11 protein-coding genes and 2 pseudogenes are annotated in these 14244 nt (G+C 31.9%); 5 read left to right on the plus strand and 8 right to left on the minus strand.

Annotation, left to right across the window (positions count from 1 at the left end):
• Positions 1-102: 102 nt before the first annotated feature.
• From AAYQ05_RS13585 to AAYQ05_RS13600, 4 genes and pseudogenes are all read right to left on the minus strand, one after another.
• Positions 103-957, minus strand: coding sequence for an MFS transporter (locus tag AAYQ05_RS13585; RefSeq protein ID WP_343544022.1), 855 nt, complete (start codon positions 955-957; stop codon positions 103-105).
• Positions 958-1012: 55 nt separating this feature from the next.
• Positions 1013-1645, minus strand: coding sequence for a hypothetical protein (locus AAYQ05_RS13590; protein ID WP_343544023.1), 633 nt, complete (start codon positions 1643-1645; stop codon positions 1013-1015).
• Between the two features lie 100 nt (positions 1646-1745).
• The gene (locus AAYQ05_RS13595) at positions 1746-2423 is read right to left on the minus strand and encodes a hypothetical protein (RefSeq protein ID WP_343544024.1); all 678 of its coding nucleotides are present in this window, start codon (positions 2421-2423) and stop codon (positions 1746-1748) included.
• Between the two features lie 236 nt (positions 2424-2659).
• Positions 2660-3037: pseudogene (locus AAYQ05_RS13600) on the minus strand (MFS transporter); the annotation flags it as partial.
• A gap of 99 nt (positions 3038-3136) precedes the next feature.
• Here AAYQ05_RS13600 and AAYQ05_RS13605 point away from each other — a divergent pair.
• The 5 genes from AAYQ05_RS13605 to AAYQ05_RS13625 all read left to right on the plus strand — a co-directional run bounded on the left by AAYQ05_RS13605 (position 3137) and on the right by AAYQ05_RS13625 (position 6932).
• A complete protein-coding gene (locus AAYQ05_RS13605) occupies positions 3137-3736 on the plus strand; it encodes a DUF1684 domain-containing protein (protein ID WP_343544025.1) in 600 nt (199 codons plus the stop codon).
• Positions 3736-4383: a TatD family hydrolase gene (locus AAYQ05_RS13610; RefSeq protein WP_343544026.1), complete on the plus strand. Its 648-nt coding sequence runs from the start codon at positions 3736-3738 to the stop codon at positions 4381-4383. Before AAYQ05_RS13605 ends, AAYQ05_RS13610 begins: the two co-directional genes overlap by 1 nt.
• Positions 4384-4454: 71 nt before the next feature.
• Complete coding sequence (locus AAYQ05_RS13615; RefSeq protein ID WP_111368980.1) at positions 4455-5168, plus strand: tRNA threonylcarbamoyladenosine dehydratase; 714 nt, start codon at positions 4455-4457, stop codon at positions 5166-5168.
• 189 nt (positions 5169-5357) lie between these two features.
• Entirely contained in the window at positions 5358-6020 is a 663-nt protein-coding gene (locus AAYQ05_RS13620) for an HAD family hydrolase (protein WP_343544027.1), read from the plus strand.
• 69 nt (positions 6021-6089) lie between these two features.
• Positions 6090-6932, plus strand: coding sequence for a DUF2911 domain-containing protein (locus tag AAYQ05_RS13625; protein ID WP_343544028.1), 843 nt, complete (start codon positions 6090-6092; stop codon positions 6930-6932).
• A gap of 211 nt (positions 6933-7143) precedes the next feature.
• Here AAYQ05_RS13625 and AAYQ05_RS13630 read toward each other — a convergent pair whose 3' ends face one another.
• The 4 genes and pseudogenes from AAYQ05_RS13630 to AAYQ05_RS13645 all read right to left on the minus strand — a co-directional run bounded on the left by AAYQ05_RS13630 (position 7144) and on the right by AAYQ05_RS13645 (position 14043).
• Entirely contained in the window at positions 7144-7770 is a 627-nt protein-coding gene (locus tag AAYQ05_RS13630; RefSeq protein WP_343544029.1) for an MCP four helix bundle domain-containing protein, read from the minus strand.
• Positions 7771-7876: 106 nt separating this feature from the next.
• Positions 7877-9601, minus strand: coding sequence for a sodium:solute symporter family protein (locus AAYQ05_RS13635; RefSeq protein ID WP_281632688.1), 1725 nt, complete (start codon positions 9599-9601; stop codon positions 7877-7879).
• Positions 9602-9714: 113 nt separating this feature from the next.
• Positions 9715-12247, minus strand: a pseudogene (locus AAYQ05_RS13640) (PIG-L family deacetylase).
• Positions 12248-12417: 170 nt separating this feature from the next.
• Positions 12418-14043 (minus strand): LVIVD repeat-containing protein, encoded by a 1626-nt coding sequence (locus tag AAYQ05_RS13645; protein WP_343544030.1) that lies wholly within the window; start codon positions 14041-14043, stop codon positions 12418-12420.
• Between the last annotated feature and the right edge of the window lie 201 nt (positions 14044-14244).

Here is a 14244-nt window from a genome sequence, read left to right on the forward strand (position 1 = left end):
TTAACTAAAAATTAAGTTTGAATTCGTTTTAGAGCACAAAAAAACTATTCAAATTTAATTGTAATAAATTGAATAATAACGCGTTAAGAAGTTAAAATTTGCTTAGAAAGTTTTCTCTGTTAGAAGAGCGTTTTTGATCCAAATGCAGCATCCTGTTGCAAGAACACCAATGCAGGCCATAAAAAGCCAGTTGGTTTGGTAACCAAATCGGGTAATAATTTCAAAGCCGAGTTTAGAACTCACAATATGGGCAAGGCTAAAACTCATGGTATAAAGTGCCATGTAGCGTCCTTCTTGTCCACGTGGTGCTCGACTGAGGGCAAATGCGTTGGAAAACGGAAAAGTAAGAACTTCACCAATAGAAATGCAGACCATGCTTACAACCAATATTCCTGCCCAAAAATTAATGAGGAGCAAAAAGAAACTAGATGCCATTACAAAAGATCCGACTATTATAATTCTAATTTTAGGAAAAGCTTTTCGTTCCAAAAATCCAACTGTAGGCATTTCTAGAGAAAAGATTAAGAGACCATTTAAAGTCATTAAAAGACCTGTTTGAAATTCGCTTAAGCCAAATTTTTCGTTATGATATAAAGGAAGGGTGGTAAAAAGCTGAAAGAAAATCATAGCCGTAATAAAACTTACGAATAAGAAAACCCAGAAAATTCTATCATGAAAAACCGATTTTACATCGGTAGCACTTTCTGTTTTATCGTCGTGTGTGGCTTTTTTCTTTTCTTTTACCAATAAAGCGAAAATAGAGATTGAAATAATACAAGAAGCACCGTCAACCCAGAAAAGGCCAGAATATCCCATTCCCATAATAATTAAACCTCCAAGGGCTGGTCCAGCAGCAAAACCTAAATTTACAGCAAGACGAACCAACGTAAGGGCTCGTGTTCTGTTTTCTGGTTTAGCATAAGCTCCTAGAGATACAAACATAGCCGGTCTAAACATATCTGCAACATACCAGTTGTTTGTTTTCTAAATTTTTCAATGAAATTGTTATCCATTAGAAATATATTTTCGATATTATAGATTGTAGTTGTTTTTTTTCTTTATCTAATTCACTAGGTAATTCTTCTAAAAGTGCTTCAAACTTTTCTTTATTTTTAGGATATCGCAATAAAATATCTGATTTAAATTGTGCTTGATTTACTAGTCCTTGAATTCCTGCGTTAATTGCACATTCACAAGATAACCTCGTTGCTTTTCCTTTTTTTGCTAGAAGAGAGTATTTTAGACATTGCATCCACCAATAAAAACGATTAACTTTATTAGGAATAGTATTCCCTGTGATTCTTAATGCAAATAGTCTTGCGCTTTCAGCACGTAAAATATAAAGTTCAATATCAACCTCTTTCCTTATATGGGTTAATATAACTGCTTTTTGTTCTTCAAAAATTTTATTAGTTTGTTTTATAATTTGGCGCTTTGCAAGTCTTGTGTTATATAAATATGTAACAGTAGCAAAACAAGCAAGTATTGCTAGAAAACCCCCTAATATGATGTTGTAGGTTTGGGTCTGCTGTGTTAGTATGTCCTTGTAGATTTCGGCTTTATCAATTTTTGTAGCGGTAATTGTTTGGTAAATTGTATCACGTACAATAATTGTATCGTGTATAATTGTTGTTGGTTTTGTCATTTTAATATTTAAGTGTTATAAATCAGATTATCTTTGTTTTGGTGCAATTAGCAGTTTATGTCTAGCTTGTAAAGTCCTTTATTTTTTGGATTCTAATTTTTTATTTTTTTCTTAAATTGAACGTACTAAAGAAAGTAGGTTTGTCTAAATCGTAACTTGTTCTAAAACTTGTTTCAAACTCTTTCATTAAATCAGGTATTTTGTAGTATTGTATCTCGTAAAAATCTTCTTTAAAATAATTCCAGTTTGGTTTATTTCCTTTTCTTCTTGCATTCCACAATGCAGTTTCGAGAGTAATTTTCATATATAAATTCAAAATATTATCGATTATCTCAATTTCATTCTTATTTAAAAAAAGTTTTAATGATAAACAATTATTACGTAAATCCACAGATGCCATATCAATTTTAAATCTTAGTTCATCTACTTTTTCGTTTGATATTTCGATACTCATACTATATTGACTAAAAGTAAATAAAACTGATTCTAGCTGATTGTAACATTTGTAGAAATTTTTCACTTCCAAAATCTTATTTTCTTGAATTTTATAAAATGATATTTCATATTTTTTTAATTTCCAATCTGTTATAGTTTTTACAATAAAGCCTATCACACCGAGTAGAAGTAGTATTTGTGACCAATTGGCTAGAACTATATCATACCAAAAACTTTTTTGCTCTACAATATTGTTTTTTGATTCAACGACTTTTACGACTGTTTTTATGATTGTATCTCGTATTACTATAGTATCTTTTATTGCAATTGATTCTTTAGTCATTTTGATTAAATAAGCTTAGTTGATATTTTTTATAAACTTAGTTAAAATAATGAAATAATTTTGTGCAAAAAAATATAGTAATAATTTTACAAAAATGGTTCTTTAAATGACTATATTGGCTTATGAAACTTATCTGCCATAAACCAGTTGTTTAAATCTATTAAATCGTAATTCCCTTGTTTACTGTTAGTTACTATTTGTATGCTATACAAATAGTTATGATTGATATGATTTCTTGCAGATTTGAACATGTCGGCAATTGTCATAAGAACAAACATGGCAGCACAAAGTGCCCAAAAAGTAGTAATGTACTGTACAAAGAAAAGCGAAACTCCACTCGTAAATAAACTGAAAATCATTATTTTATAAAATCCAATTTTATCAGATAATTTTCCTCCCAGCCAAGAACCCAACATTGAACCCAAACCAAAAGCAACCATAATCCATCCCACCTGATTGTACGAAAAGTGAAGATCTTCCTTTAGATATTTAGATAAGAAAGGAAGAACCATTGTCCCAGCGCGGTTGATAAAAGTAATAATGGCAAGAATCCAAACTTCTCTAGTGAAACCTCTAAAGTTGTTAATGTAGTGAGTTAAGGCGTTTTTAAGCATTTTGTGTGATAGATTATCGTCACAAAGTTAGGAAACTTTGTCTCGTTAAGTGGTTGTTGTTTTGTTACTTTTGAACTATTTTTGCAGAAAATTTCTAAGATGAAAACTATAAACGCCCTAGCCTTATTGTTGGTATTTAATTTTGCTTTTGCACAAAAAAAGTTTAGTAAAACTGATGTTCAGAAGTTTCAAAAGAAAATTAACTCCGAATATGCTGATCCTAAGACAAGTCCGCTGATGGCTGAAGATTTAAAAACTTTTAAAAGCTTAGAGTTTTTTCCTATTTCTGAAACTTATTTTGTGAATGCAACTTTGGTAAAAGCTAAAGGAGGCAAAGCTTTCGAAATGAAAACTTCAGGAACTCGTACACCAAAATATATAAAATATGGAACTTTAAATTTCAAAATAAACGGAAAAGCTTTTCAGCTTGCTGTTTATCAGAGTTTAGATCTTATAGTTCAGGAAAAATATAAAAACCATCTTTTCCTTCCTTTTTCAGATTTGACAACTGGTAAAGAGAGTTATATTGGTGGCCGTTATATTGATTTAGAAATTCCAAAAGGAAATACGATAGCAGTCGATTTCAATCAAGCATACAACCCGTATTGCGCTTATAACTATAAGTATTCTTGTCCGCTTGTGCCACAGGAAAACGATTTAAAAATCGAAATTAAAGCTGGTGTAAAGACTTTTCATTAATGGAATATTTTAATTTTCATACACATCAATTTACCAATCAATCAGATGTTTTAGAATTGGTTAATCAGTATCCAAAAGATTTTGATGCATCGATTCCGTTTTATTCCATCGGAATTCATCCATGGTATATTGATGAAAGTCGTATTGATGAAGATTTGAAAATTATTGAAGAGAAAATGCAAACCAAAAACTGTCTAGCAATAGGAGAATGTGGTTTGGACAAAAGAATTGGAGTTCCGTTTGATCTGCAAATTTCAGTTTTTGAGAAGCAATTAGAATTAGCAGAAAAATATAAGAAACCTGTAGTTATTCATTGCGTTGCCTCTTTCCAAGAAGTCATGGAAATAAAGAAAAAAATGAAGATAAATGTTCCAATGATTATTCATGGTTTTTCAAAAAATAAGCAGTTGGCGGAACAGTTAATTGCGGCTGGATTTTATCTTTCATTTGGAAAATACTTACTGAAAAATCCAGATTTAAAATCGGTTTTTCAAAATGTTCCAAACGATCGTTTTTTCTTAGAGACGGATACTATTGAAGAATCGATTAAGCAAGTATACGAATTGGCTTCTGAGTATAAAGGTTTAAATTTAATAGAATTAGAAGAAGTTATTTCAAGTAATTATCGAACTGTGTTTGGATTGTAAAATGTAATTTATCAAGAAGAAATTAAAACTTGAAACCTAAAACTTGAAACAAAAAATAATAATAAGAATATATGGCAGAATGGACAGAAAGAGCTGAGCTTTTATTTACAAAAGAAGGATTAGAAAATTTACAAAAGTCTAATGTTTTAGTCGTTGGACTAGGAGGAGTTGGATCTTTTGCAGCTGAATTTTTAGCGAGAGCTGGAGTAGGAAACATGACAATTGTAGACGGAGATGTTGTAGATATTACTAACATTAACCGTCAATTGCCAGCTTTGCATTCAACGGTTGGTCAGCCAAAAATCAAAATTGTAGGTGATCGTTTAATGGATATTAATCCAGAATTAAATTTAACTCGTGTTCAGGAATTTCTTTCTCCAGAACGTGCTTTTGAGATTGTTTCTCCAGAATTTGACTATGTTTTGGATTGCATTGATAGTATTACTCCAAAATTAAATCTGATTATTGCCGCGAAACGCAAAAGAGTAAAAATTATTAGTAGTATGGGAGCTGGCGGAAAAATGTTGGCTTCAAAAGTAAAAGTAGCAGATATTTCAAAAACAATTAATTGCTATTTCTCTAAAACAATTCGCAAGCGTTTAAAAGAAGTAAAAATCAACAAACTTAAAGTGGTATTTTCTTCTGAGATTCAAGACGAAAAAAGCTTAAAATTAACAGATGGTAAAAACTTCAAAAAGTCATTCTACGGAACAAACAGCTACATGCCAGGATTATTTGGTTTGCACGCTGCCGAAACGGTGATTAGATATTTGCTTAAAAAATAAAGGTTCTAAGATACTAAGATTCTAAGGTGCTAAGGTTTTTATAGCTGAAGCATTGAATCTTATTTTCTTGAACTTAAAAAAGAGAATTCAATAGAACTTTGTCAAAGTTTTAAACTTTGACAAAGTTAAACACACAAAAGAGAAACCTTAGAGCCTTTGACTCTTAGAACCTTAGCACCTTAAAAAAGAATGATTAAAACAGTAATTTTTGATATGGATGGCGTAATCGTAGACACGGAACCCGTTCATCGTTATGCCTATTATTTACAATTTTCGGAATTGAATATTGAAGTTCCTGAAGAAATGTATACCACATTTACAGGGTTTTCAACTCGAAATACATTTCAGACTTTAAAGAGCTATTTTCCGACGGTAGAACAGGAAGTTGAAGATTTGATTCAGAGAAAAAGAACGATTTTTAATGATGCTTTTGACACTAAAGAAGATTTATACCTTTTAGATGGTGTAGAAGATTTAATTAAAGATTTGTACAGCAACGGAATACAGTTAATTTTAGCTTCTTCGGCTTCAAAAGTTACTATCGATCGCGTTTTTACTAGATTTAATCTGCATCAGTATTTTACACATATTGTAAGCGGAGAAGATTTTCCGCAGTCGAAGCCTAATCCAGCGATATTTATTCATGCAGCTTCTTTGTCAATTGCGCCAAAAGAAGAATGTATAATTATTGAAGATAGTACAAATGGAGTTAAAGCGGCAAAAGGAGCAGGAATTTATTGTGTAGGTTATAAGAGCGAGCATTCTCATCTTCAAGATTTGTCTGAAGCTGATTTAGTTATAGAACATTTTAACGAGCTAAATGCTGAAAAAATATCACAGCTAAAGGGTTGAATTATAGAAAATTTAACATTTGTTCCCTGATTGAATTTGTAAATTTGAATAAAAATAAAACTTAAAATAATGAAGAAACTACTTATTGCTTTAGCCCTGATCTTAGGACCATTAGCATCAGAAGCACAAGTAAAAACGCCACAAGCAAGTCCAAAAGGATATATTAAACAAACTGTTGGTTTAACCGACGTTGAAGTTACTTATTCAAGACCAGGAGCAAGAGGAAGAGCTGTGTTCGGAAATTTAGTTCCGTTTGGAAAATTATGGAGAACTGGAGCTAATGAAAATACTATCATTAACTTTAGTGATGATGTAATCATTGACGGAAAGACGCTAAAGAAAGGAAAATATGCAATTTATACAGTGCCTAGAATCGAAAGCTGGGATATCATTTTTTATCTTTCTACCGACAACTGGGGATTGCCAGAAAATTGGAGCGATTCTTACGTAGCTTTAAAAACGACAGTAAAAGAAGAAGCGTTGCCAACTCCTGTTGAGACATTCACAATTGGTATTAATGGTTTAGATCCAAATTTTGGTTATTTAGATATTGCTTGGGAAAATTCTCATGTAGCTTTAAAATTTGAAGTTCCAACTGCTAAAATTGCTGTAGCAAGTATCGATAAAGCATTGGCTGGTCCAACATGGAATGACTATTTCGCAGCTTCTCAATATTTATTCCAATCAAACGGAAATATAGAAACTGCAAGAAATTATGTAGACAAAGCTCTTGATATGAGCTCAGACAAACCGTATTATGTATCAAGATTAAAAGCATTAATTCAAGCAAAACAAGGTGACAAAAAAGGAGCAATTGAAACAGCAAAAGCTTCTTTGGCATCTGCCGAAGCTGCAAACAATGCAGATTACGTAAAATTGAATAAAGATAGCATCGCTGAGTGGAGCAGATAATAATTCTTTGAATTATCAAATTCCAATTTTATAAAAATTTTAAAATTCCAAAGCTTTCGGGTTTTGGAATTTTTTTTGTTCTTTTTTAACCGCAAAGAGCGCAAGATTTTTTTGAGTTGTTATGTTTTTTAACGCAAAGTTCGCAAAGCTGTATTAAATAAACTTTACGAACTTTGCGTAATCCCTTGCGTCCTTTGCGGTTAAATGAGTTTTAATTCAAACTTGGAGGTTCAGGAATTTTTACTGTTTTTTTGATTTTCTTTATTAAAAGATAAAAAGTTATTCCTCCCAAAATAATAAGTAAGGCAATCTGAAGCTGACCAAGGACATTGTTTCTGCTATACATAGCGTTCGCAATGGCAAGTTTAGCTTTTCCTTCTTCAATCTGAATGTTAGAAAGAGATTCAAGTGTTTTTAAAGCTTCAGCACTAGAATTGGCTATTTTGTCCCAATTTTTGCTTTCAACCTGTTTGTTTATTTCTTTACAGGAAAGTAAAAATGCATCAAAGTATTGTTTCTCCTTATTTGTTAAAACTGTTTTAGCATACAAATCATCAATATTATGAATAATGTTTAGCGTATGAATGATTTCATCTTTTTTAATAACATCGCTTAAATTCAGTTTTTCAGCTTCAGCCTTTATAAAATGAAGTTCTTTTGAATATTGAAAAATATAATGCGCCACAACCAATCTATCTTTATAGATCGCATTGATGTTATCATTTACGTTTTTGGAATTTCGGAGTGTATTAAAGTTGCCAAGTAAAATAATCAGCATCACGATTAGCAGAATAAAAGCAGCTTTGGTTTTGTTGCTGTATTTTTTTTGGTCTTTCATAATGATGATTAATTTGAAGTTAAAAAAGTAAAAATCTTATTTTAGTAATTAGAATTTACTAAAATAAGATTTTTGCTTAGAATAATTTCAGACTCAGAGAATATTCTTAATCTAAAACTAACTCATTATCATCTGGTTTTCCTCTAAAAAATAAAAACTGCAATAAAAGTGCTAATACAATTGTCAAGATTGCACCAATAAAATTCAGCCATAAATAACCTAGTTTTTCTTGACTGTAAATCATAAAATAATAGATTACAAAAATGGTAAGCTGACTTATAATCGCACTAATAAACATTGGTTTTGCTTGAACTTTCTTAGTATAGAAAGCTACAAGAAATATTCCTAAAACAGTTCCGTAGAAGATAGAACCAATAATATTTACGAGCTGAATTAAATTTTCAAATAATGTTCCAACACAAGCAAAAAGTATGGCTACAATTCCCCAGAAAAGAGTAAAAAACTTAGTAACATGCAGATAATGTTTCTCTGATTTTTCTTCTTTTTGATTTCGTTTGTAAATATCAATTGCAGTTGTAGAGGCCAAGGCAGTTAATCCGGAAGCAGTAGAAGACATGGCTGCTGATAGGATTACGGCCAATAGCAATCCGATTAGACCTTTAGGCAAATAATGCAGAATGAAATGAAAGAATACATAATCTTTATCATTTGTTTCCGAATTACTATCGGCTCTCGAAATAATTTCTTTTGCTTTATCTCGAAGATCTTTTTCTTTATTTGATAATGCTACTAATTCTTTACGTAAAATGGGATTGTCATAATCCTGATTTAACTGGTCGATGTATAATAAATTGATAACCTTTTTATCTTCTGAAAGTTTTACCAATTTTTCTTCTAAAACATGGTATTCCTGCTTGTAAGGAGACTTTTCAATGGCTATTTTATTGTTGGGATTGAAATTTAGCGGAACAGGATTGAATTGAAAAAAAACAAAAACCATAACTCCTGTTAAAAGAATAAAGAACTGCATCGGTACTTTCAATAATCCATTCATGATTAATCCCATTTGACTTTCACGAACTGATTTTCCAGACAAATAACGTCCCACTTGAGATTGGTCTGTACCAAAATAGGCTAGGGCCAAAAAGAAACCTCCAGTAATACCACTCCAAAAAGTATATTTTTCTTCGGGGTCAAAAGAAAAATCTACAATATTCATTTTATCATTTGCTCCAGCGATATGCAAAGCACTATTGAAAGTCATATCGTTTGGAAGATAATGCAGTATTAGGAAAAAGGTAATAAACATTCCAGACATAATGACAAACATCTGCTGTTTCTGAGTTACGTTTACTGCTTTTGTACCACCAGAAAAAGTATAGATAATTACCATAACTCCAATAATGATGTTCATAACAGTTAAATTCCATCCAAGAAGTGCAGACAAAATAATAGCTGGAGCGTAAATGGTTAAACCAGTTCCTAAACCTCTTTGAACGAGAAATAAAATTGCAGCCAGCGAACGCGTTTTAACATCAAATCGTCGTTCTAAAAATTCGTATGCTGTAAAAACTTTGCTTTTATGATATAGCGGAATAAAAGTCAAACAAATGACAATCATGGCAATTGGCAGACCAAAATAAAACTGAACAAAACCCATTCCGTCATGATAGGCTTGTCCAGGTGTAGATAAAAACGTAATTGCACTGGCTTGCGTTGCCATTACAGAAAGTCCAACAGTATACCAAGGTGTTTCGTTGTTTCCTAAAATGAAATCTTCTACGTTTTTACTTCCTCGGGTTTTCCAAGATCCGTATCCAACAATAAATAATAAAGTGACAATAAGTACGATCCAGTCAAATAGCTGCATAGGTTATGAGTATAATTGCATGATTAAGAAAAAGATAGCAATATAGATTGCATTAGCTACTAAAACGTAAGTATAGCTTTTTTTCCACTTTTTTGTTTTTTTGGCTTCCATATTTATTGCTTTATATCTTGTTTAGGAGCTTCAATTGGCTGTTTTAGAGAAATAATATTCGATAATAATCTGATACGCTCCAGAAACACCTTCTGGCAATTCTCTAAAGAAACTCAAACCAGTGTAAATATAGTATCCTTTTCCATATGGAGCTACTAATAAAGCGCCATCTTTAGCAGATTCTCCCTTGTCATGTGACGAAATAATAGGAGTGAAGGCAGGATCATATTCGTTTGGATAATATAAACCTTGCTCTTGTGTCCATCCTTGAAAATCTTTTTCAGAGATTTTATTAGGAGTATTTAAAACAGGATGATTTGGCGCTAAGAAAGTAATCTTGGCATTTTCTTCTGTTACACGATCATTAGATAATTTTAACGGATATGGTGCAATTTTATCAGTAACTAGTTTTCCGTTTGTATTATATTGCACAATCATATTTTTACCGCTTTTTACAAAATTGAAAAGTATATTTTGCTTGTTTGCCAAAGCATTTACGGTATTATAAGCACGAATTCCAGTAATAACGGTGCTGAACGAATCTAGTTTTTGAGGCGTAATTTCTTCTGGTTTTAAAATAGAAACTTTGTATCCCATTTGAGTTAAACTTTCTGGAACTTCGTCTCCAGCACCCATAATATAGGCAATCGCATCTCCAGAAGTTTTCAAATCAATTCTAATACATTTTGATTCAGCGGGTTTTAAAACCATTTGTTTGGTAATATGAGGAAACTCAATAATTGTTTGGTCTTTATCAAATCGTTTTCCGTCTACAATTGCAACACTTTTTGCGGTAACTTCTTCTGGATTTACAGGAGGCGTTACTTCAAAATAAAAGATTTGTTCAGTGCCCTTTGTGTCTAAAGCAAAAGGAATTTCTTTTGGTGAAACAGTCCAGCTTTTTGGTAATTCTAATTGCAGATTTCCTTTAACATTGTCTTTTCCAGCACGAACTTTCACCGGAATCATTTTACTTTTGGTATCTCTAAAAATCAAAACTCTTTCTAAGATTGAAGTGGTAACTTCTGGAACAATATCAAGAAAGTTATACATTTCGCCTTTTACGCCGTCATTGTATTTATAGACAACGGTGCGCTCAAATGGAATTTCGATATCGTTGATTTTTACATTAAAAATCACTTTCGTATCTCTTATAATATCGGGAATGCCAATATTTTCTTGATTAGAAAAGGTATACATTCCAACAGTAGCCTTCTCTTTTAGCCAATATGGCTGTGTGTATTCAATGTTGCTAGGAAGCTGTAATTGCAGATTAATTTTGTTATCGTTATTGTTTTTTAAAACAATGTTTTGAAGTGTAGTTTTATGATCAGGAAGTGTTGTTACGCTCATTAATTCCATTCCTACAGAACATCTGTTAATAGCTTCTAAACTTAATTTAATTGTACTTCCTGGAGTTGCTTCTTGTTCATTGGCAACAGCTTCAAGATACAAACCAGAACAAGATGCGATGATGTTTTTTATAGCTGCAGATTTAATCTCTTTCCAGTGTGCATCATCTAGAGTTTGAATCATTGAATAAGCTTTAACTAAATCTGGAATACTTGCAGAAGGATGGCTGAAATCGTATTTTGAGATAATTGAAGAAATTAAATCGCCAACTGGTTTTCCGTTTTTAACACGGTTCCAGCTTGTGTCTATTCCGTCAAATAGATTATCACGTTCCTTTGGGGTTTCACCATTGATTAATTCTAAATATTCGGTTTCTTCACCACGAACACCCGTACTTCCAAAACCTTGCGATTGATGGCGGCTTCGACTTAAAGCTGCAATTTCTTGGTTAGATTTTCCGATTCCCGTGTAGTAAACACCAGTTTCCAGCTTTGTAAATTTAGATTTATTGGCGGCATCAAATTTTTCTTGGCTTCCATAAAACCACCAAGACGGATTAAAAAATTGACGTTTTACCTGCCAAGGCGAAACGTATTTTAATTGTTCTGGATAAACTTTCGGGTCATTTGTTAATTTGAAACTTTCAACACTTAATATTGCAGAAGAAGTATGATGTCCGTGTGTTGTACCTGGAGATCGGTGATCAAAACGATTGATGATAATATCTGGTTGGAATTTTCTGATTGTCCAAACTACATCAGCAAGGACTTTATCTTTGTCCCAAATATCTAAAGTTTCGTCTGGATTTTTAGAAAAACCAAAGTCGTTTGCTCTTGAGAAAAACTGTTCTCCACCATCTATTTTTCGTGCTTCGATTAATTCCTGGGTTCTGATGACGCCTAATAATTCACGTAATTGAGGTCCAATTAAGTTTTGTCCTCCATCTCCTCGAGTCAATGACAAATAACCTGTTCTAGCATTCATATCATTGGCTAAATACGAAATCATTCTAGTATTTTCATCATCAGGATGTGCGGCAATATACAAGACAGAACCTAAAAAGTTTAACTTTTTGATTTGATTGTAAATTTCAACTGAATTTGGTTTTTGTGGCTGCTGTGCAAATGAAACCTGAAAACCGATAAAAAATAAAAGAAAGATTTGAATCTGTATTTTTCGCATGGTAAATGTTAGGTGTTTTTTGAAATCATTTCAAAAATAGTAATTATTTTATGTAAGATTATTTAAATGAATTGTTAACGCTCAATAATTATACCTTTCTTTAAAACGATCAAACAAAAAAAGCTGTTAGAATTAAATCTAACAGCTTTTATATAAATGTTTTGAATGATTTATTTTAATTTATTCTCGGTGTCTTTATAAGTACCTGTAATCGTTACATTACTTCCTTTGGTAACTTTTCCGTAAATAGTGATAGAAGAATTGCTTCCAATAAAATTAATTTTTGCACCACTATTTAATCTTAAATCCCCCCAAATTACAACAGAACCTTCAACTTGTAAAAGTGCATTACTATTAATAACTAACTCTGTTGGATTAGATTGCTGATATTTACCTTGAGACAAACTTCCAGTCATGTTGAAAGTACCGCCGCTGTTTAAAGTCAGATTATTTTGAACTGTAATTGAACCACAATGTGTTAAAACAGCACCAGAATTAATAATTGCCGAATTAATAGCAGTTGCTCCTTGGTATGATTTTATGTCGTTAGAATTTAAAATTAAATCTTTACCTTGATTGTATACAATGTAAGATGTGCAGTTTGCAAAAGTTCCATTTGGTTTTTCCATTTTAATAATTTTCAAACCACCTGTTCCGCTTGCAACATAGATATAATTTCCGCTTGATTTTACATAGTTTGATGAACCTGCTATTCCTACAGAACCTAATAAATTAAGTTGTGTTGAAGATTGGTAAACATTTAAGCCAAGAGCTCCGTTTGCTACAAAAGCATAACCATCATTAAAAGAAACAGCATTTGTTACATTATCTTCTCCAGCTGTTGCAATTGCAATACTTTGCAATTTAGAACCGCTGTTGATATCGTATACGCCAAGACCGTTTGGACCTTCAGAAACAAAAAGTTTTGTACCGTCGATATCCATTGTTCGTTTCGCACCACTTACATCAGTTGAAGTTGTAAAGCTTTTTTGTAAAGCAAGAGTAGATTGATTGTAAATATTAACGCCTTTCGTTCCGCTTAAAGTGACTACTTTGTCGCTTGTTAAGGCAATAGAGCGTAAATCGGCTACAGTAGCTTTTCCAGTAATTTCTTTAGTAGAGCTGCTTAGTTTGAATAAACTTCCGTTATCTCCAGTTACAGCAAAATAATTAGAGGTATTAGCGGCAACATCTGTTGTAACTCTATTTTCTAAATAATTCGTTTTAAATTTATCGGTAAGCATTCCAGAACTTAACTCCATATTAAGAACAATAGCTGGATTTGTAGTAAGAAGCGGATCTTTGTCTACATCTTTTGCTGCCCCAATAATTAAATTTGATCCAGAGAAAGTTAGAGATGTAATGTCTGTATTAGGAATTAAAGCCGATGTAACCAATTTTGGTTTATAAGGATCTGAAACATCAATTACGTCAATTGCTCCAGAATAAGCATCGCCTCTCATAATATAAGAAACATAAGCATAATTTCCGTTTACCGTAACATGACTGGCTTGTAGTGTTCTTCCGTTAGCATCAACTGGTGGTTTAACTTCAGCAATTTGAACTAAAGGAAAAGAAGTGTTGGCTGTCTCTGCAGATTTCCCTGTCAAAGAACCATTTTCGATCGAAATTACTCCTGAATTAGTCAAGTCTAACCTTTGATTTAAAGCAGATTGATCAGAAGTAATAGTAATGTTATTTGACGACTGTCCGTCATTTTTGTTATCATTATTATCGTCACATCCTATTAATAGTGACATTGCTAAAAATGAAAGCAAATAAACATTCTTTCTCATAAAATTTTAATTTGGGTTTTGAAAATTCGGTGCAAATATATATCATAATCACATTAAACAAAGGTTAATTTTGTTAAAACTCTCTGTTTTACAATGATTTATATACAAATTACAAATTTTTAACAAAACTTCAAAGTTAAATTATCAAAAAAAAAGAGAGCATCAATTAATTGATACTCTCTTGAGCTGATTACTAATAAT

The organism is Flavobacterium movens (assembly GCF_039581425.1).
In the GTDB taxonomy this organism is placed as follows: domain Bacteria; phylum Bacteroidota; class Bacteroidia; order Flavobacteriales; family Flavobacteriaceae; genus Flavobacterium; species Flavobacterium luteolum.

Bases quoted from the DNA above. Each gene is read 5' to 3' on its own strand.
- AAYQ05_RS13590 (WP_343544023.1), bottom strand. From the start codon at position 1,645: ATGACAAAACCAACAACAATTATACACGATACAATTATTGTACGTGAT.
- AAYQ05_RS13630 (WP_343544029.1), bottom strand. From the start codon at position 7,770: ATGAAAGACCAAAAAAAATACAGCAACAAAACCAAAGCTGCTTTTATT.
- AAYQ05_RS13615 (WP_111368980.1), top strand. From the start codon at position 4,455: ATGGCAGAATGGACAGAAAGAGCTGAGCTTTTATTTACAAAAGAAGGA.
- AAYQ05_RS13585 (WP_343544022.1), bottom strand. From the start codon at position 957: ATGTTTAGACCGGCTATGTTTGTATCTCTAGGAGCTTATGCTAAACCA.
- AAYQ05_RS13620 (WP_343544027.1), top strand. From the start codon at position 5,358: ATGATTAAAACAGTAATTTTTGATATGGATGGCGTAATCGTAGACACG.
- AAYQ05_RS13625 (WP_343544028.1), top strand. From the start codon at position 6,090: ATGAAGAAACTACTTATTGCTTTAGCCCTGATCTTAGGACCATTAGCA.
- AAYQ05_RS13605 (WP_343544025.1), top strand. From the start codon at position 3,137: ATGAAAACTATAAACGCCCTAGCCTTATTGTTGGTATTTAATTTTGCT.
- AAYQ05_RS13610 (WP_343544026.1), top strand. From the start codon at position 3,736: ATGGAATATTTTAATTTTCATACACATCAATTTACCAATCAATCAGAT.
- AAYQ05_RS13595 (WP_343544024.1), bottom strand. From the start codon at position 2,423: ATGACTAAAGAATCAATTGCAATAAAAGATACTATAGTAATACGAGAT.
- AAYQ05_RS13635 (WP_281632688.1), bottom strand. From the start codon at position 9,601: ATGCAGCTATTTGACTGGATCGTACTTATTGTCACTTTATTATTTATT.
- AAYQ05_RS13645 (WP_343544030.1), bottom strand. From the start codon at position 14,043: ATGAGAAAGAATGTTTATTTGCTTTCATTTTTAGCAATGTCACTATTA.